The 17,422-nt window shown below is 66.4% G+C and carries 16 protein-coding genes; 6 read left to right on the top strand and 10 right to left on the bottom strand.

The window, feature by feature from the left end; all coding sequences use genetic code 11:
- Entirely contained in the window at window positions 1–1,212 is a 1,212-nt protein-coding gene (locus tag DJ017_RS18270; protein ID WP_227000242.1) for a CaiB/BaiF CoA transferase family protein, read from the bottom strand.
- 175 nt (window positions 1,213–1,387) lie between these two features.
- On the opposite strand from DJ017_RS18270, the gene DJ017_RS20555 reads away from it, so the two are divergent.
- Window positions 1,388–2,794, top strand: a complete 1,407-nt coding sequence (locus tag DJ017_RS20555; protein ID WP_165830719.1) for an alpha/beta hydrolase domain-containing protein — start codon at window positions 1,388–1,390, stop codon at window positions 2,792–2,794.
- Between the two features lie 11 nt (window positions 2,795–2,805).
- Complete coding sequence (locus DJ017_RS18260) at window positions 2,806–4,551, top strand: CocE/NonD family hydrolase (protein WP_111530528.1); 1,746 nt, start codon at window positions 2,806–2,808, stop codon at window positions 4,549–4,551.
- 1,012 nt (window positions 4,552–5,563) lie between these two features.
- On the opposite strand, the gene DJ017_RS18255 is transcribed toward DJ017_RS18260, so the two are convergent.
- The 3 genes from DJ017_RS18255 to DJ017_RS20550 form a co-directional block, all read right to left on the bottom strand.
- Window positions 5,564–5,827, bottom strand: coding sequence for a hypothetical protein (locus tag DJ017_RS18255; RefSeq protein WP_111530333.1), 264 nt, complete (start codon window positions 5,825–5,827; stop codon window positions 5,564–5,566).
- Window positions 5,824–6,843 (bottom strand): DUF6624 domain-containing protein, encoded by a 1,020-nt coding sequence (locus tag DJ017_RS18250; protein ID WP_111530332.1) that lies wholly within the window; start codon window positions 6,841–6,843, stop codon window positions 5,824–5,826. The genes DJ017_RS18255 and DJ017_RS18250 overlap by 4 nt, the downstream gene beginning before the upstream one ends.
- A gap of 181 nt (window positions 6,844–7,024) precedes the next feature.
- Complete coding sequence (locus DJ017_RS20550) at window positions 7,025–7,225, bottom strand: hypothetical protein (RefSeq protein ID WP_165830718.1); 201 nt, start codon at window positions 7,223–7,225, stop codon at window positions 7,025–7,027.
- Between the two features lie 238 nt (window positions 7,226–7,463).
- Between DJ017_RS20550 and DJ017_RS20185 the strand changes: the two genes are divergently transcribed.
- Window positions 7,464–7,751 carry a hypothetical protein gene (locus tag DJ017_RS20185; RefSeq protein WP_165830717.1) on the top strand — a complete coding sequence of 96 codons (288 nt, stop codon included), beginning with the start codon at window positions 7,464–7,466 and terminating at the stop codon, window positions 7,749–7,751.
- Between the two features lie 261 nt (window positions 7,752–8,012).
- Here the strand turns inward: DJ017_RS20185 and DJ017_RS20545 are convergent, their stop codons facing one another.
- Complete coding sequence (locus DJ017_RS20545; RefSeq protein ID WP_165830716.1) at window positions 8,013–8,180, bottom strand: hypothetical protein; 168 nt, start codon at window positions 8,178–8,180, stop codon at window positions 8,013–8,015.
- Between the two features lie 441 nt (window positions 8,181–8,621).
- Between DJ017_RS20545 and DJ017_RS18235 the strand changes: the two genes are divergently transcribed.
- The 3 genes from DJ017_RS18235 to DJ017_RS18230 all read left to right on the top strand — a co-directional run bounded on the left by DJ017_RS18235 (window position 8,622) and on the right by DJ017_RS18230 (window position 9,884).
- A complete protein-coding gene (locus DJ017_RS18235; protein WP_111530330.1) occupies window positions 8,622–9,083 on the top strand; it encodes a hypothetical protein in 462 nt (153 codons plus the stop codon).
- 49 nt (window positions 9,084–9,132) lie between these two features.
- Window positions 9,133–9,561: a hypothetical protein gene (locus DJ017_RS20180; protein ID WP_133255503.1), complete on the top strand. Its 429-nt coding sequence runs from the start codon at window positions 9,133–9,135 to the stop codon at window positions 9,559–9,561.
- A gap of 137 nt (window positions 9,562–9,698) precedes the next feature.
- Complete coding sequence (locus tag DJ017_RS18230; RefSeq protein WP_111530329.1) at window positions 9,699–9,884, top strand: hypothetical protein; 186 nt, start codon at window positions 9,699–9,701, stop codon at window positions 9,882–9,884.
- Between the two features lie 81 nt (window positions 9,885–9,965).
- Here the strand turns inward: DJ017_RS18230 and DJ017_RS18225 are convergent, their stop codons facing one another.
- The 5 genes from DJ017_RS18225 to DJ017_RS18205 form a co-directional block, all read right to left on the bottom strand.
- Entirely contained in the window at window positions 9,966–11,852 is a 1,887-nt protein-coding gene (locus tag DJ017_RS18225) for a TniQ family protein (protein WP_165830715.1), read from the bottom strand.
- Window positions 11,852–12,835 carry a TniB family NTP-binding protein gene (locus DJ017_RS18220; RefSeq protein ID WP_111530526.1) on the bottom strand — a complete coding sequence of 328 codons (984 nt, stop codon included), beginning with the start codon at window positions 12,833–12,835 and terminating at the stop codon, window positions 11,852–11,854. Before DJ017_RS18220 ends, DJ017_RS18225 begins: the two co-directional genes overlap by 1 nt.
- Window positions 12,835–15,027 (bottom strand): Mu transposase C-terminal domain-containing protein, encoded by a 2,193-nt coding sequence (locus DJ017_RS18215; protein ID WP_111530327.1) that lies wholly within the window; start codon window positions 15,025–15,027, stop codon window positions 12,835–12,837. The genes DJ017_RS18220 and DJ017_RS18215 overlap by 1 nt, the downstream gene beginning before the upstream one ends.
- Window positions 15,027–15,707 carry a TnsA endonuclease N-terminal domain-containing protein gene (locus DJ017_RS18210; protein WP_165830714.1) on the bottom strand — a complete coding sequence of 227 codons (681 nt, stop codon included), beginning with the start codon at window positions 15,705–15,707 and terminating at the stop codon, window positions 15,027–15,029. Before DJ017_RS18210 ends, DJ017_RS18215 begins: the two co-directional genes overlap by 1 nt.
- A 1,250-nt stretch (window positions 15,708–16,957) precedes the next feature.
- Window positions 16,958–17,392, bottom strand: coding sequence for a hypothetical protein (locus DJ017_RS18205; RefSeq protein ID WP_133255502.1), 435 nt, complete (start codon window positions 17,390–17,392; stop codon window positions 16,958–16,960).
- Window positions 17,393–17,422 lie beyond the last annotated feature (30 nt).

Raw genomic sequence — 17,422 nt, 5'->3', positions numbered from 1 at the left:
TCACGCCAGCACCCCCGCCTGTTCGTCGGCCGCCACCTCTTCGGAGTCGAGGCCCAGCATATCCACGAAGACGGCGCGGTTGTGCTCGCCGAGCAGGGGCGAGCGGGTCACCGCCCACGGCGTCTCGGAGAACCGCATCGGCGGCGCGGGCATGTCGTGGGCGCCGAGCACCGGGTGCTCGAGCCGCACATAGTGGCCGGCGGCGGCGAGCTCGGGGTCGGCGAACACGTCGCGGCCGTCTTGCACGGCGGCGGCCGGGACGCCGGCGGCGGTGAGGGTCTCGGCGACCGCCTGCTTGTTGCGGGTGGCGCACCAGGCGGCGAGGGCGGCGTCGATCTCCTCGGCGTGGGCCATGCGGCCGGCGAGGTCGGCGAAGCGCGGGTCCGGCGCGAGGCCCGTGCAGGCGCACAGAGCCTGCCACTGGGCGTCGGTCTCGACGGCGATGGCGCACCACTGGTCGTAGCCGCGGCAGCGATAGACCCCGTGCGGCGCGGCCTCGGCCGAGCCGTTGCCGAGCCGGACCTCCTGTCCCTGCTGGTGGCGGGCGAACTCGTCGGCCAGGACGTGGACGAGGGGCTCGACCTGGGAAACGTCGACGTGCTGCCCGCGGCCGGTGCGGCGCCTGTGCTCCAGGGCGGCGAGCACGGCGACCGTGGCGAACATCGGCGCGACCACGTCGCCATAGGCGAAGGGCGCCATGTGCGGCGGCCGGTCGGGCCAGCCCGACATGGCCGCGAGGCCCGACTGGGCGGCGGCGGAGTTGCCGTAGCCGCGGAACCTGGCGAGCGGGCCCGAGCGCCCGGCGACGCTGACGCTGACCAGGATGATGTCCGGCTTGATGGCCTGGAGTTCGCTCCAGGAGAGGCCGATGCGCTCCATGAAGCCGGCGGCGAAGTTCTCGACCACCACGTCGGCCCAGGCGACCAGCTTGCGGGCGTAGGCCTGGCCCTTGGGGTCGCCGAGGTTGATCGCGACGCCCTTCTTGGAGGTGTTGGTCTGGGCGAAGAAAGCCGAGCCGTCGTGATGCTTGCGGCCGTCCTTGAACGGCGGGCTGAGACGCCCGAGGTCGAGCCGGTTGCGCGACTCGATCTTGATCACCTCGGCGCCGTTGTCGGCGAGATCCTTCGTGGCCCGTGGGCCCGCGCCGACCCAGCTGAAGTCGGCCACCTTCAAGCCTTGCAGAGCGCCGCCCATCAGCCGCGCTTCGGCCACGAGAGCCGTCCCATAATCACGCCCGAACGCTTCCTCATTATGTTTGCAACACTAACAGTTGAGAATCTGAACTACAAGGCCCGCCCGCTGCTCCGATGCGAGGGATTTCGGCTTGACGTCGTTTGTCTGACCAACCTTTTCTAGGGCGAACAATAACGTAAGGGGAGGCGAGCCGATGAAGCTCCATCGACGGTCCGTTCTGGGCTTTGGCGCGGCGAGCGCGGGGCTGCTGCTCATGGGGCGGACGGCCGAGGCCGCGCCTGGCCTCGAGGGCCCGCTGCCGGACCCCGTCGAGAAGGGCCTGCAGGTCTGGGATCCCCGCGACCAGGGCTATGTGGCCGAGGAGTACCTGCTGAGCGGGACCGCGCCGGTCTACGAGTCGGTGTCCATGGCCGACGCGGTCGACACCAACACCCGCGACAGCGTCGCCGACCAGGCGCGTCGGACCTTCTCGCGCAAGCGGACCGGCCCTGACCAGCCCTATGTCACCCGCCTGATCGTCTATCGGCCGCGCGATGCGGCGCGGTTCAGCGGCAACGTGATCCTCGAATGCGTCCACCCGGGCGGCGGCGGCCACGCCATCGTCTGGAGCGCGATCAACCGCTTCTTCATGGACCGCGGCGACGCCTATGTGGCGGTCCAGCATCCCTCCACCTTCGAGGGGCTGAAGAAGACCGAGGCCCAGCGCTACGCCCGCCTCGGCGCCGCCCACCCGACCCAGCTCTGGGGCATGATCGCGGACAGCGCCCGGCGGCTGAAGGACGGCCGCGGGATCGGCGGCCTGAAGGCCCGGCGGCTCTACATGACCGGCTACTCCTTCACCGGCGTGGCGACGGCCACCTTCGCCAACTTCCACCACGACGAGACGCGGCTGGCCGGCGGCAAGCCGGTGTTCGACGCCTACCTGCCGATGGCCAACGCCACCTATGTGCGGCCGCTGGACGTGCCGGTGATGCGGATGAACACCGAGAGCGACTTCGGCCACTTCGGCGGGATGAACAACCGGGGCGAGGAGGGGCCGCGCTACCGGATCTACGAGCTCGCCGGCTGCGCCCACGTCGCCACCCCGCATCCGCAGGCCGGCGCCGCCAAGCCGCCGCGGCCGGTGGCGACTCCCGAGGCGCCCGGCCAGCCGCACACCACGCCACAGGCCTGCTACGCCAGCTTCCCGAAGGGCTCGCGGCCGAACGAGTATCCGACACGCCTCGTCGAGGCGGCCCTGTTCCGCAACCTCTACGCCTGGGTGGACGAGGGGCGAGCCCCGCCCAGGAGCCGCTTCATCGAGACGGATGCGGACGGCGCGCCGCTGCGCGACGCCTTCGGAAACGCCAGGGGCGGCGTGCGCCTGCCGACCGTGGAGGCGCCCAACGCCACCTACGAGGCGAGCCGCGCCGAGGACTGCTTCCTGTTCGGCTACACCCTGCCGTTCACCCCCGACCGCATGCGCGAGCTCTACGGCGACAAGGCCGGCTACGTGGCCAAGGTCGCCGCCGCCTCCGACCGGGCGATCGCCGACGGCTTCCTGCTGCCCGAAGGGGCGGCGGAGCTGAAGGCCTGGGCCGCCGCGGCCGAGAACATCTGAGGATCCGCGCGATGACCGCCTCTCCCGCCGCCCGCACCCTCGCGGCCCTGCTGGCGCTGGCGCCCGGCGCGACCGCCGCCGGCGCGCCCGCCAAGGTCTCGCGGCCCGGCGTCTACCAGGGCTACGCCCAGGCCACCTACGATGGGGCGGAGCGCTCGTCGTTCTACATCCCGATGCGCGACGGCGTGCGGCTGGCCGCCGACCTCTTCCGCCCGACCACGGGCGGCAAGCTCGCCGCCGAGCGCCTGCCGGTGATCTGGATGCACACGCCGTACAACCGGCGGGACTATCGCGGCCAGCCGACGGTGGAGCGCTATCCCGGCTACGCCATGCAGCTCGTGAAGTACGGCTACAACGTCGCCGTGGTCGACTTCCGCGGGCTCTACGCGTCGGAGGGGCGGAACGTCGGCTACAATCGCGGCGAGTGGAGGGGGGCGGCGCGCACCGACGCCTACGATGTGACCGAGTGGTTCGCGCGCCAGCCGTGGAGCAGCGGGCGGATCGGCATGTGGGGCTGCTCGGCGACGGGCGGCAGCCAGATGCAGGCGGCCACCACCCGTCCGCCCTCGCTGAAGGCGATCATGCCGATGAGCGCCGAGTTCGACGCCTATCCCTTCGTCCAGCTCGGCGGGGTGCAGAGCCCGCCGCGCAGCACCGCGTCCGCCGCCCAGGCCAACGCCGAACGCGACGCCCAGGCCGCGCCCGTCGACGGTGCGGACGGCGCCGCCGAGCTGAAGGCGGCCGTCGCCGGCCATGCCCGCAACGTCGAGCAGGTCGGGTCCGCGCCGTTCCGCGACAGCATCGCCCCGGGGGTCGGCGAGGCGTGGTGGATGCGCTCCAGCCCGAGCACCTATCTCGCGGCGCTGCGCAACGGCGAGTTCGGCGTGTACGCCGTCGCCAACTGGGAGGAGGCGGGCACCCGCCACGGCGCCTTCCGCACCTTCCGCAACCTGCCGAACACCAAGCTGCTGGTCGGGCCCGGGACCCACTGCGACTGGTCCGGTGTGAAGGCCGACACCGGCTTCGACATCACCATCGAGGAGCTGCGCTTCTTCGACCACTGGCTGAAGGGCGTCGACAACGGGGTGATGCGCGAGCCGCGGGTCACCTACTACACCTACAACCGTCCGGCCGACGCGCCCTGGCGCACCGCCGCCAGCTGGCCGCCCAGGGAAGCCGTCGCGCAGACCTTCCGCCTCGGCGCCGGCGCGCTGGACAAGGGCCTTCAGGGCGAAAGCGCTGCCGGCGAGGACCATGCCCTCACCGCCGCCCCGGCGCCGTCCTCCAGCACCTTCATCGAGACCCCGGCCGGCGGACTCTCCTACGAAACCGCGCCCCTGGCGGCCGACCTCGAGATCACCGGCGATCCGCTGCTGCGCCTGTGGGTCTCGACCGAAGGCTCGGACGTGGACGTGCTGGCCACGCTCGAGGACGTCGCCCCGGACGGCGCGGCGGTGACGCGCCAGATGGTCGGCCGGCTGCGCGCCTCGCACCGGGCCCTGGCGCCGGCGCCGTACGACAACCTCGGCCTGCCGTGGCATTCGCACCGCCAGGCGGACGCCCGGCCCATGCCCAGGGGCGAGCCCCAGGAACTCGCCTTCGACCTCCTGCCGATGTCGTACCTGTTCAAGGCCGGCCACAGGGTGCGACTGCGCCTGACCTTCGCCGACCCGCAGGGGCGGGTGGGCCTGCCGGTGAGCGTGCACCGCGGGGGCGAGACGGCTTCGTTCATCAGCCTGCCGGTCGCGGCGCGCTGAGACGATCATCGTGCCGGGGGTTCGCTGGCGGCCCGGGAGGGAGTATATAAACATAGATAAATCAATGACTTTGGCAGTCAAGCGCCCTTAAGGCGGCCCCGTGCGTTTCAATGGCTTATACGGCTTCTGTCAAACCGAATGTCGCCTTGCCGTCGCGAACCCAAATGGCGCTTTCGACCCTTAGGCGAAGTTCGATCGCTAGGAGGCGCGCCTACATTGCATCGTCGTCCGGCTGTGTCCGCCGCGCGGAGGCGGGGGCCGATGCTCGACTGACCATGTCGCATTTGCGTCCAGCCGGAGCACTGCGGCGCATGTGAGTACGTCCGGAGCCTCTTCGCCCAACACAGTCGCGACACCACCATCCCGCACCAGGGCGAAGGTGCAGCGATACGCTTCGGCTTTCCTGCGGCAGTCTAAATCCCGGATGTGAAGGTCGGGCGTCGTAGGGTTCTTCGCACCGGCGCTGTACCAGAGCGACGCGATGTGGCTGCCGTTCCCGATCATCGCGTTGAGCTGGAGGTCGTTCCAGATCGCTGCCTGTGCATCGGCCGGCGTGAAGGGTACTACCGCAGAGGCCACCACGATAAGCAGAGAAGCTGCGATCATGACGTGAGGGTGCACGCGGAGCGCGCGGGGTCAACGCCCGCTCACCACCCGTGGCAGATCTTCCGCGGGTCCGGGTTTCGTCTCGGCCTCCCCAGCTCAGAAGGGTTCGAGTCCGGTTTGTGGCCGACGCCATCTAAATCTTTGATCTGAAACGAGAGTTACGATCTTTATTGCGACCAGCTAACGCTGGCCACGACGATCCGAGTGAGGCTCGCGCCTGCGCAAGTTGAGGGCCAACCCTGACAAGCTAACACTGGCCCCAATATGGCGGGGACAGCCAAAGCGTGGCCAACGCTCACGCTTCGCCCAGGACGGCGCAATATCGGTAACGGCTGGATCGAAATACGCCCTTCGATCGGCGGCCATGTCGGCTCCGCACGGGAGATGCGATTAGTTCCGCGGCGCCTTAGAATGGCGCTCCGCGGTCAGAGCCCGGCTTGAATATCAGAAGCTCGTCGAGCTCTCGACGCCGACACCGATCCGCGAACTCGCTCGCTGCCGGCGGGTCGTGTCGGAACGCATCGAATTGCGCCGGCGTGATCGAATAATATTCGTCGTAGTTCACCAGTCGGTTGGCGACCGGGATCGCAAGATAGTAGCCGCCGGTCTGGCAGTCCCGGCCGAGCGCGTAGAAGTGCTCCGCTGAGACCTGGACATCCTCAAACCTCATTCGATCCTCCCGAGGCCGGTGCAACCTCGGCTGCGGGTCGCAACGTACTGGGCCAGGGGCGGCATGCCGGCCTTCGCGCGCCAGGCGTTGGTCGCGCTGCCGTCTTCCACGGGGTCCGGCGTCCAGACGCCGGGGGCCGTGCAGCGGCCCGTGACGCCGAAGCGGCCAGGCCGGCCCTGATAGTGGGCGGTCTGGTCGTAGAGCAGGGCGTAGTTCTCGCCCCGCGTCTCGCCGGACTGCCAGAGCGGCTCAAGCATGGCGAGCGCCTCCTCCTGGAAGGCCAGGTCGTGGCGCGCGTGCTGGACGATGGCCCAAGCGGCGCGGTCCGCGTCGGGGCCGTAGACCGAGATCCTGTACCAGCCATGAGCCCGCAGGTCGGCCTTCAGCCAGGCGGCGTTGGCGTGGTCCATGGGGCACCATTCGCCGCCGATGGTCGCGTCCACATAGGCGAGCGCCGCCTCGTCCAACCCCTTTTCCCACTCGGTGTGCACGCCCGGCCCGGCGAAGGGGCGCAAGGTCATGCTGTCGATCCGCGAGAACTGATCCTCGGCCATCCGGCCATAGAGCTGCGCCAGCCGGGGGTTGGGCTCGGCCTTCGCCCGGGCGGCCATCCGGCTCACGAGGCCGTAGGGCGGCGGCGCCTTTGCGCCGCCGAGGTAGAGCGCCCGCAGCTCCCGACGCCGAGCCAAGGCGGCTTCGGCCGCGGCCCGCGACTTGGAGAAGGCTTGCGGATCGGGGGTGCGGCGGACGAGTTCCATCTGGGCCGCGGCGGCTGTTTCGGCGGACGTTGCGCAGCGGCCCGTGGCCTCATTACGGGTCCAAAGCTGCTTGACGGCGGCGTCCACCTCAGAGGCAAACGTCACTTCGCCCAGGGTCGCCTTGAGCCGGAAGGCCTGCTCGACTGGGATCGGCCCGTTTTCCAGCCTGATCGGGTGCGCCGCGGTCGCCGTCGGGGTGGCGGCCAAGGACAGGACCGCGAAGGCGGCCGAGATGAGGCAGTTGAGCAGAGTTCGCATCGACCTGAACGCTCCCTGCTGAAGAGCCTATCCTGCGGGGGAATGTCTGCAACGGGTGGAAGCGGACGTTGAGACTTCGACGCCGCCATGATTGGTACGCGCCATGGTTGGCGCTCGGATATCCCCTGAGAAGCACTCGCACACGGTTCCCGGTGGCCGAGGCTATTGGCTAACAGAGAAGTTATGGGCGGCAGCGGCGAACCTCCCACCGAAGCGGGTCAGGATCGAAGACATTCCCGAGTTCGACCGCGATTGCTGGTTTGGCGAGCGACACTCTCCGACCATCCGCAATGTCGCCGAACACGTCCGCAGGATCGATGAAGCCGACCTCTCGTATCCCGTCCTCCTCGGCAGCGACGGACGGCTTCTTGATGGGGGTCATCGGATCGCCAAAGCTTACCTGAGCGGAGCGGTCGACGTGCTTGCAGTCCAGTTTGAGAAGGACCCTGAACCGGACTGGGTAGATTTCGACTAGGGTTGGATGGCGGAAGTTGCGCCCGTTTCGCTGCCGAGCAACGGTAGAGGCGATGCTCCGTCCGTTAGCCCTGCTGATGTGCGTCTGCGCCTCCCTCGTTGCACCGGGAGCAGCGCGCGCCGACGCCCCCCACTCCCTCTGCGGCATGAGTTTCCACAGCCGATCTGAGTTGCAGAAGAAGCTGCGGGCCGAAAATGCGCGGCTCTTCGCGGGCGACGGCGTGACGTCCGCTTTGACCAACTCGGCGAGTGACTTGACTTTGTGGTGGCTGACCGGGCCGAAGTCTCGCGCCTACCCGGCCATCGCGTGCGTACAGAAGAAAGCCACGGCTGGGCAGGGGTTCGAACTCAAACCTGCCGAAGCGTATTGCGGCGGCGCGAGCTCTCCTGAGTGCAATCGGCTAAGACGCGCCATCCACCGCGCCAAGTTCTAGCTAGAAGGTCCACGCAGGGCCGCTCTCGTCCGTTGAGGCTTGAGCCCTCGGCGTGAATGTCGCGTTTCCGGAGGCGAGCCAACTTCTCCTTCTGGCGCTAGTCGGACCCACGTGGGTGCCTGGGCCGGACGATCGGAACGGACCTCGGCAATGGCAGGGTAGGGGGCTGACCTTCACCACCCGCAAACGTTCACTGATGCGGCCGGCCGCAAACTGCCGCTCTTCGCGTCACTAGTTTCGAGGGTGTACGGCGGGCGCGGTCTACGCGCCAAACTCTCGGCCCAGAGCCGGGCCGACCTGAATTTCCCCTCGACGATCGTCGTTCATCTGGGCGACGAGTTCGCTGAGGCGATAGCGCTTGCGCTGGCGCGAGTCCTTCACCGTGGCGTCTGGCTGGTTCTGGGGACGCTCAGGCGTGTCGGCTTGCATGGTCGGCTCCAGCGGGCCCCCTCGCCCGCTAAGGGCGCACATCACACGCCAGAAGGTTCGCGACAAGATACCAACTTTGGACCTGCGCATCATGGCGCCCAAATGGGGTTCCGCGCCCAAGGTTGCCGTCCTCACAGCGTCAAGGTTGTGGCGCGTCCGTGATCTGGCTCAGTTTGCCGCCGGTGCGGCCCGGCGCGAAGCGCCCCGCCTCTCGCTCTTTCATGAAGCCCCTGAACGCCGCCGCCGGCCCTGAACCCGTTGACCCGGGCCAACCGAGCCCACACGGCCAGAGGCTCTGAACTCGGCCTGCCGGTTCGGCCCGGGAAGGTCACGCGAGGGTGGGATCGCGACTATCGGGCACGAGCGCCACAAAGCGGATGCTGCGACAGTCAGCGAAGGGTGGGGAGCGGACATTCATGGCTGCCACGCTATGGTGCAGCCATGCAGGCCGACGCCGAACTGAGGGCTTCTTGGCGAGCGCGGTGGCTCGCTGCGATCCGCGAAATCGCGGACCTGGGAGAGCAACGCGGAGCGTGGCTCAACCCCGATGCAGACAACTCGCATCACTCGTTCGTCGAGTGCATGTGCTGCTACTTCGACGACCTGAGCCTTGATGGAGAAGATAGCTACCGCATTCGTCTTGAGGAGGGCCTCCTGACCATCAACGAGGTCGCCGCTGTCTCCCCTTTACACGCGATGCTGTTGGCCTACTCCGCTCCGGCGGGAGATGATTACGACCACGAGGCGATCCTAAGTGATCCCGCATGGTGGGCTGTCGCTGCCGAGGCAAAGCGCACGATTGAACGATTGCGCGACCTCCTACGCGAGCCGGAAGAGGTGAGGACGCTGTTGCGCCCGAGCGTCGAAGGGCTCCGCGCGAGGCAAAATCAAGGGACCGCTTAGAGCGAGCAACGTCTGAGATGGGTGGATAGCTGCCATCCAACATGCTCGGATGTGTCTCGCGAAATGCGATGCGGTGATCTCGGTGGATTGGGCCACGGCCAGTTTCTTTGAGCGCGTCATTCACGGCCTGTGGCTCGACCCTGATGAGGTTCGGGCCAAATTTGATGTTGCTGAAATCAGCACGCGCCACCGCGCATTGAACTCAGCGCTCGTCACCACCTGGCGCAGGATCGCTCCTGGCTCAGACGCAGCGGTCATCGAGTTCGACTTCAGCGCGGTTGGGAATGCGAAGCGGAAGCTCCTGCGCCGCCTAGAACTGAACGGTCACATGCTGAAGCGCAGAGGTGGCGTGAGACTTCGGAGTTCCCTGTCGCTCAAGTGGCTCAATGATTATTCGGCGGCTTACGAGATCGTCGCGCGACAGTGCGGAGGCGAGCTGCTCGGCTGGTGTTTTGTGCCTTCGCCTCTACGTGAATGAATGTCCGCCATGGGTCTAAAGCGGCGGTTGGAACTCCCGCCGCATGAGGACTCTCCCGCAAGGTCGCCTTTCGGGGCCTCAGCCAAAGGCTGCCTTCGACCCATTGCAGGCCTATTCGGCGAGGGTAATCTGTTGGCATGGCAAAGGCGGACCGTGAGCTATACGAGGAACTCCTCGGCGCAAGAGCGGGCCTGGAACGCCAGCTGCATCTCCTTCGCAACCCGATGAACAGCAAGGACTACAACGCCCCGCTAATTGCGAGCCTTGCGACACAGCTGTCGGAGGTCGAGCGAGCGCTCAAGGAACTCGACGACGAACGCTAGGTGGCTCCAACCCGAGCGACTGCTTTCCACCCATCCCTGAAGTCCAGAACGGCCGCTTCCGGCCAATGCTGTCCCTGAGCGCTAATTCGGGCGGCCTTGCGGGAAGATGCGAGCAAGGTGGTCCATCACCCTCTCCCGCGGCCAGAACGGGCCCAGTTCGCGCTGGATGCCGTGCTCGGACTGGAGGCCGTCTCTCAACTCCGGAGAGATGCGCCATCGCCAGGCGATCTCGCGTGAGCTGATCAAGCGGAGGCCTAGCTCCTCCACTTGCTCCGGCGAGAAGCTGCGTCTGTCGCTGCCCGCGCGCAGATGGCCGTGCTCGATCAGCCAGCTCACGTCGCGCGGATAGCAATTAAGATGCCGCTCCACCTCGAGCCGGCTCATGTTCAGTCTGGGCCCGAGCGCCGGCGAGCGTTCTGGGAGTTCCAAGAGGTCAGGGTGTCGCCCGCACGCGATATCGCGTGCGAGGTCGTCGGCGATGAGCAGGTCTTCGATCTTCAGGACCTCCTCGGGCTCCCATGCAAGGGCCGTCGGCAGGCGGCGGTCCAGCGCGGCCTTCAGCACGGCCGCCCAAGGCTTCGGGCGCGCGCCAACCGCCGTGAATGCGTCCTGTAGCGACACCATCCGATCGTTGGTTCGGGCCGCGAGCGAGGACTTCAGGGCATCGATGAATTCCAAGGCGCTGCGCCGCTGCAGCTGGAGCCCAGGATGTACCAAGCCTATGGCGTCATCAGCCAAGACCGAAAGGGCGCCGGCGCTGACCAGTTGCTCCACCCCCTCGTATGGCAGCCCGAATTCCCGGTGGAATTCGACGGCGGACAGGCGAGACGAGAACCTGAGATCCAGAGCCTCGACGCTCTCCGGCGACAGCCATTGATGGCACCTTTGGTCTCCGCGGCCAGGAGACGTCTCAAGCGCTCCGGCGGTGATCAACTTGCGAACGGTGGCGTTGTCGACGCGCAGCGTTTTCGCCGCCGAGCTCAGGGAGACGCGCCCTGATTGCTCCCGAAGCGCCTTCAGGCGGGCGGGCCCATGGCGAAGCGGCTCATGTTCGTCCACGAGCGCCGTGGCGAATGCTCGAAGGTCGGGATCGAAGTTGAGGGATTCGCCCCGGGCGATCCTGCAGAAGAACGGGGCGATCACCTGGTTGTCGGTGTGAGCCGCGGCAAAATTAGCGAACGAACTCGGGTACTCGATCGCGATCCTGCAGCCGCGGGCTAGATCTTCTACGGGAAGGTTCCGAGCCGGGCTGGTTTGCCTGCGGGATCCTTCGATTGAGGATCGGGCGAACAGCACAATGAGTTCGAACAGGGAGGTCGGCGACAAGTCGCGGAAGACGGGTGGGAACTCTGTCGCGGCAGCCTGTCTGACATCGGGATCATGGCTCAGCAGGCTGGCGACGATCGCGAGCTCAGAACGCAAGGCCGAGGCGACGGGAGGCGCCTCCGCGCGGCGAAGGTCGAACCCGCATCGGCTGCATGTGTGGATGCCTGCTGCCCCAAACCACAACAAGCGCGCGCAGCAGCTTGGGCAGCGGTCGATGAGAGACTGCCAAGTCTCCGCGCAACACGGCAACGCGGTGATGTTCCAGATCAACCGATGATGGGGAGACTTGCGGAGCGCTGCCGGCGAGACCCGAAGCTCGCGGCAATTCACGTGCTTGGACTGCATGATCTGATCGAAGATGCGGATTGGCCCTCTGCGCCCCGCTAGCGGCGTAGGCAGACGGCTTTGAAGATCTCGCAGTGGGACCCCTAAGCAGGCCGCGAGCTCTTCGCTCTTCGCAGCCAGCGCGACCGGTCCGGCTTTCGTGTCGAGCCCAACCGTGCGCAACAGGTCAGCGGGGCTCAGGTGATTCCACTCTGCCGTACGGCAGATGAGGCCCACGGCGCTCTCATCGGCGAACGGCGTGAGGGGAAACAAGACGCGCGGAGGTGATCCTCCGCCCGTGAGTGCTTTGTCCGTCATCAGATGTTCGGACGGTTGGTTCTGAAGGGATTTGTGGTGGCGAAGCCTTGCGCCACCGCCCATCGGTCGGTGGCCTCCGCAAGGTCGTGCGCTTCGATCATCTCTGCATCGCGGCGCAGCGAAATCTCGAATGCGACCGCGAGTAGCCGGGAGATCCGCCCGATGACGCCATCCGACACTTCGTGCAGGCATGCCCGGACCCACGGGTGTGAGAGCGGCGATGACCGGGAGGTGAGGCCTTCTTCGACAAGCTTGGCGTCGAGCTTCTTCACGAAACCCATCAGGAGTCCGCGATCGCGCTCGTCATCGCGCTGAAGCCTCCTGAGGTCCGCCGGCGGGTGTAGCCGGCTGCTGAGCTGCACGTTGCGCGTGAAGAGGTCTTCGGCCTCCTCGGTGCCTAGAAAGACGATCGGCACCACGCCGCTGTCGAGCATACGCTTGAGCGCGTCCGTCGCGTCGCTAGTGGTCCGCTTCACGCCAGGTCTGAGATGCTGAACCTCGTCGATGAAGAGGACCTGGGTCCCGAACCGTTCGAAGCATGCATAGGCCCGATCTTTCAGAGTGATTTCCGTGCCTCGCAGGGCGAAGGGGTCGCCGAACGCCTGGAGAATCTCGATCATCAGTTTCTTGGGCGTCGTGTCGCGTTCGAGCGGGACATAGAGCGCCGGAATGAACGTCTCTGTCCGAGGCGTCAGACTTTCGATCCGCCGGATGACGGCCTTGGCCGTGGCCGTCTTGCCCGAGCCGGACGGGGCAAGCACGCGCAGGCCCTTCTGGGGTTGTCCGCGCGTGAGTTGTCCCAGCTTCAGGACGTAGTCGATGCGTCCGTGCAGCTCGGTGTGCGGTGGATAGGGCAGATAGAGGGAGTGGAAGGTGGCGACTTTCGCCGCCACCTCCGCATTGATCTCGCCGCTGACGCGCTCGATGCGCTGACCCGTCGCCGGGCGGGCGGGGTCCAGCCCTTCGGGAAGGTCGGAGGTCATCATTCGAACTCCTTCCAATCGTCGATGTCGCTGGCGTCCTCAGCCCTCTCAGGGGACGGCGTCGGCGGGGCCTGGCCAGCGTCCACGTCGGTTACGCGGCGGCGCCGGCGCTTCCCCCGAGGCGGCCTGGTGGGGGGCGTGCTGCCATCGGTTCGTTCGCTAGCGAGCGTGTCATGAGGGACGACCGGCGCCATGCCGTCGTGACGGGACGGCGCGTGGGCGACGACCACGCCGCGACCTTGCAGGCGATCCTGAACAACTGGCGAAGAAAGCAGCCGCGCCATCGCTCGCCGCTGCCGAACCTTGAGCTCGGGAGCCAGGCGCTCGATGTTGGCGATCAAGGCGGCGCGAGCGCGATTCCGATCATCCTCGCTGCTGAACTCCAGCCCTTTCTGCTCCGCCCACTCGCTGAGCCGTTCATGCTGCCACAGGGATATGCCGTCCGCATATCCGTCGTGAGTACAGGGTAGGGTGACGTAGAGCTTCCGGCGCTCGTTCCAGACATGGATGCGGCCAAGGTCGGCCGGGTTGAACTTGATCTTCACCCTCGCCGTGGCGGAGCCCTTGCGTTGCTCCCGGATCGGCGAAGTGCTGATCAGGTCCTGCAGAAGCGCTGCGGTAGCGGCCTCGTCGTGAAACTGGAGACCGAAGACCTGGACGCCCGACTTGGTGAGCGTGCAGGGATATTTCATCTGCCCCGCCATCTTCTCGAGCTGGCGCACGTCGGCGATCACATCGATGCCGAAGGCCTCCATGTCTTGCCGCCACAAGTCGGCGGGCGGCCGGCCCACTCCATCGTGGACCTCGATGTGGTAGAGCTTCAGTACATCCCAGATCAGGCCTTCGAGTTCAGCGCGAGTGAGGGCGGCGTCCTGGTAGGGATCGTACCCCATCTCGCGCAGGAGCTCGGGGTTGAGCACGCCCCCCGGCGCCTTGCGGATTTGTCCGTTCAAGGTGCGGAAGAAGCGCTCAACAATGGCCTTGTAGGTAGGGCTCCTGACCGGAGCCCACCGCACTGAGGTCCCGGCATCGCCGAGAGCGTCCTCGTAGGAGGAGCCTGCAAGCTCCCAGCCATTATCGATCACGATCTCGTCGAAGCGGCCGAAGATCTGCGCCAGGACGGGGAAGTCTGGATACCTCTCGGCGAGGTCCGCCTTAGGTTGGTTCGCGCGCTTCACACACTCGAGCGCCTGATAGAGGGATGGCGGCTCGAAGCAGAGAACGAAGCCGACGACGCAGCGCGTTCGCACGTCGATGAGGACGGTGAGGTAGGGCCGGCCGAGTGGAAGTAGGGCGTCGTTGTCGAAAACGGCGACATTGTCGAGGAGGGTATGATCGAGGCAGCCAAGTTGGAGGAAGCGGGAAGCCGCCAGCCCCCTTCCGTCTGCCTTGAACCTCAGCTCTGCCTTCCGCTCGCCCCACCTCTCGGCATAGGTCTCAAGGCATTCAAACTCTCTCACCAGGAGGCGCAGGGCCTCTCGGGAAGGCCGCTTCAGAGCGGGCACGTTCGCCGAGGATGCAGCGCGGATCCTGTTCAGCCGCTCGATCCTGACGGCCATCCGCGCATAGGCGTCCTTGACGTGGATGCGCGGGCACGACCAGTAGAAGAGAGCCGCCTTGACCAGCGCCTTCTGCGCGAGCGTCTCGAGCCGAGATCTCCGCTTCACCCGGCCCGCCATGGAGATCATTTGGCGAAGGGCTCTGCTGCCCGGGCTGCCCCTTTCCGCGAGCCAGCGCCGCACAGTCCTTGCGGCGGGCTTGCCTTCGAACTGGGCGGTCTTGTTGGGCTGCTCATCCCAGAGCCGGTCGACGGCGGCCTGGATCTTCGCGTCACCGCCTGACGTGACGCCCATCTTGTCCAGGCCTTGGACGACAAACCTCCGCAGGCGAGCTTGCTTATCGATGGCGGCCGCGTCCTCGGACGCGTATTCGCGCTCGGCAGCTGCGCGCCTCGCCGCCAGCCGCGTTTCCTCGGTTGGAAGGCGGCGAAGGGAGCCGTTGGCCAGCGATGAAGTGGCCCAGTTCCAGTCGGGCGCCACGAGCATCCCGGAGGGCTGCTCGACCTGGAACGGCGCGAGCGTGCGCTTGACCGAGAACTGCAGGAGCTTGTCGCCCAGCTCTCGCTCGAAGATCAGCTCGGCCCCTTTGAATTCCCAGCGATCGCCGGGTGTGAAGCGGATCGGGCAGCCCATCAGCGTACCTCCCGAAGAGAGGCCCGAGGCGTGTTGACCAAGGTGACCCAGCTCGCTGGGGAGAGCGGCTTTGACAGGTCGATGCGCAGTATCCGCGCGACCATCATCGCCATGGCGCGGGACATTCCAAGCCGCGGATCGCCGAGCGCCGAGCACACGGCGCCAAGGGGCGTAGGACCTCCGGCGCTCTCCAGCACATTGGTGGCGGCATAGACGTCGGTCGTGTCGAAGTGGACCAATCGCCTGGATTGGATGAGCTGAATGTTCGCCCGCCGGACCTTCGGCTCCAGGAGCTGTTCCTTGGTGACGGTTCGGAACCGCCAGCCCAGGCGCCGGCACATCTCTCCGACCAAGCGAAGCTTCTCCGCGTAGGCCGGGTCGCGAAGGTGCCGGTAGTCGGACTTGACCTCCACCACCTCTGGCGGGGCGTTCGAGAGGATGCGGAAGCAGTCGGCGATGTAGGCGGTGCGACGTCCGTCCAGCAGGAACTCGAACCGGAACGGCTGAGCGCGATAGTCGAGCACGTCGACATCGACCTCGCTCTCGTGGAAGAGCGCGAGCTCGTTCATGCTCTCGTGGGGCTGGGTGCGCCTGGCCTTTCGGCTCGCATAGCTGCCGGTGACGATCACGCGCCGGCCCGTGATCGCCGAGCGGATGGGACGGCCATCCGGCGTCACCACCAGCGTTCCGATGGAGTTGATGGCATCCCACGAGCCGGGCGCCTTCGGAGATCCGAGTTCAGAGATCGCCTGTTGGACCGTCTTGGGTCCGTAGTAGGGCGCCCCACCAGTGCCGAGGGCATGGGGGAGCGGTCGCTGCGCCACAGGCGCACCGTGTTGGATAGGCATTGCCTCTTCCTTCTTTGAAAATGTCAGTTGAGGCGGAGCGCGCGCACGTCTTCAGGACCGCCGCGGCAGCAGTCGGTTGACATCGGAGCGGTGCGGGGGGAGAGTCAAAGCATCGATTGGATTCGATCTTCGGGCTCCGCCCAACGAACGCTCAGGTGGCAGCCTGAGCGTTTGTCGTTTCCGCCGTTCGGCGTGTGAGCAGTTCTAGTCAGGGCGACATTTTCACTCCTTCCCATGGGCGCGATACGCACGGCCGCGCTTATCGCGGCTGAGCGCGGCCATGATTCCGATGGAGGTGAAGAGTCGGCAAGAAAATTCTACTTCTAGAGATCTTGCGAGATGAACTTAGAGCGCTATAGGTCGTGCAGATTGCTTGATTTTATGCCATCTGATGGATGTATATAGATACAGGTAACCTGTTCCGTATGTGAAATCTGTTTATCGCGGTCTCGTTTTCTAAATTTGTATCATGGAATTCGCGCCGAATTCGATCCGTGCTCGTGATCCGGGGCCCCATGCTTTGCGATCCAGCAGGGTGGCATGAGGGCGTCCGCTTCCGAGGTGGTCCCGGTGGCCTTCTGTTGGGCTTCAGAGCCGGATGGCGCGTATACATCGCGGGCGGGGAGGCTGCTCCGCCTCCGATGGGCTGGAGCCGTCGTGGCGAGCCTCGCCTTCCTGCGCTATATTTCCAAGCGCGCCCCCAAGGGGGCCATGCCCATGCTTCAAGGCTTGATCAATTTCGCGATGACGCTGCCCCGGGGCGGCGATCGTAGTCGGCGTGGCCTGGGCGATACATCGCCGCCAAAGGCATCACGGCTCACGCCACACGCCATCGGCCGAATAGGTACTTCGGCCGTTCTGGGCGGCCCATCGGGTCGGTTGGGCGCAAGAGGTGGACCTCCGCCCGGACAACGGCCGGCTTGCTGGCGGCGGGTTCGGTCCTGAACTAACCTTCCTGGGCCAAAGGGTCGGTTCGAAGATCGGCCCAGCATTGATTGCTGGTGCGCTCGTCACCTTCTTGGTTCGAAGGCGGCGGCGGCGGCCAACTCGCGAGCATCGTTTGAAGCGCGATGCCCTAGCCGTCAGGCGTCTGCAGGGTCGTTCATTTCCGCTCTCGGCATAGGCCGGGCGGATTCCTTTAAGACGGGCAACGGACCTAGTAGCAGGCCAGCTTGGCTGGTGAGTTCGGCAAAATGTGAGCGGAAGTAGGGGTAGGCGGCGAAAACGCCAACTCGGCCGAAGAAGGTTTCCGCCGCCGTATCGGTCGGGCTCCCCTTGATCGCATAGTCCACCAAATAGCGGCACTTGGCCACCACGATGCGCTTACGTCCTGTGCGGCAGACGACTTCGGCTACGACAGAGCCGGAGAGGCGGTCCCGCTTCGCGTTAAACGCCACACCTTGGGCCTCGCATCCGTAACTGCGTTTCCAGCTCGACTTGTCACGCTGATAGGCTTCCGCCTCCACCGTGAACTCGGAGTGGATGAGCCGAACCGACAGCAACTCCGCTGCGTCCACGGCTGCGCTGTATTCCTCAGGTGCCGGCTC

Origin of the sequence: Phenylobacterium soli, from assembly GCF_003254475.1 — a bacterium.
Lineage (GTDB): Bacteria > Pseudomonadota > Alphaproteobacteria > Caulobacterales > Caulobacteraceae > Phenylobacterium > Phenylobacterium soli.
Note: the sequence above shows the minus strand (reverse complement) of the source record. Positions and strands in the feature narration are given on the sequence as shown.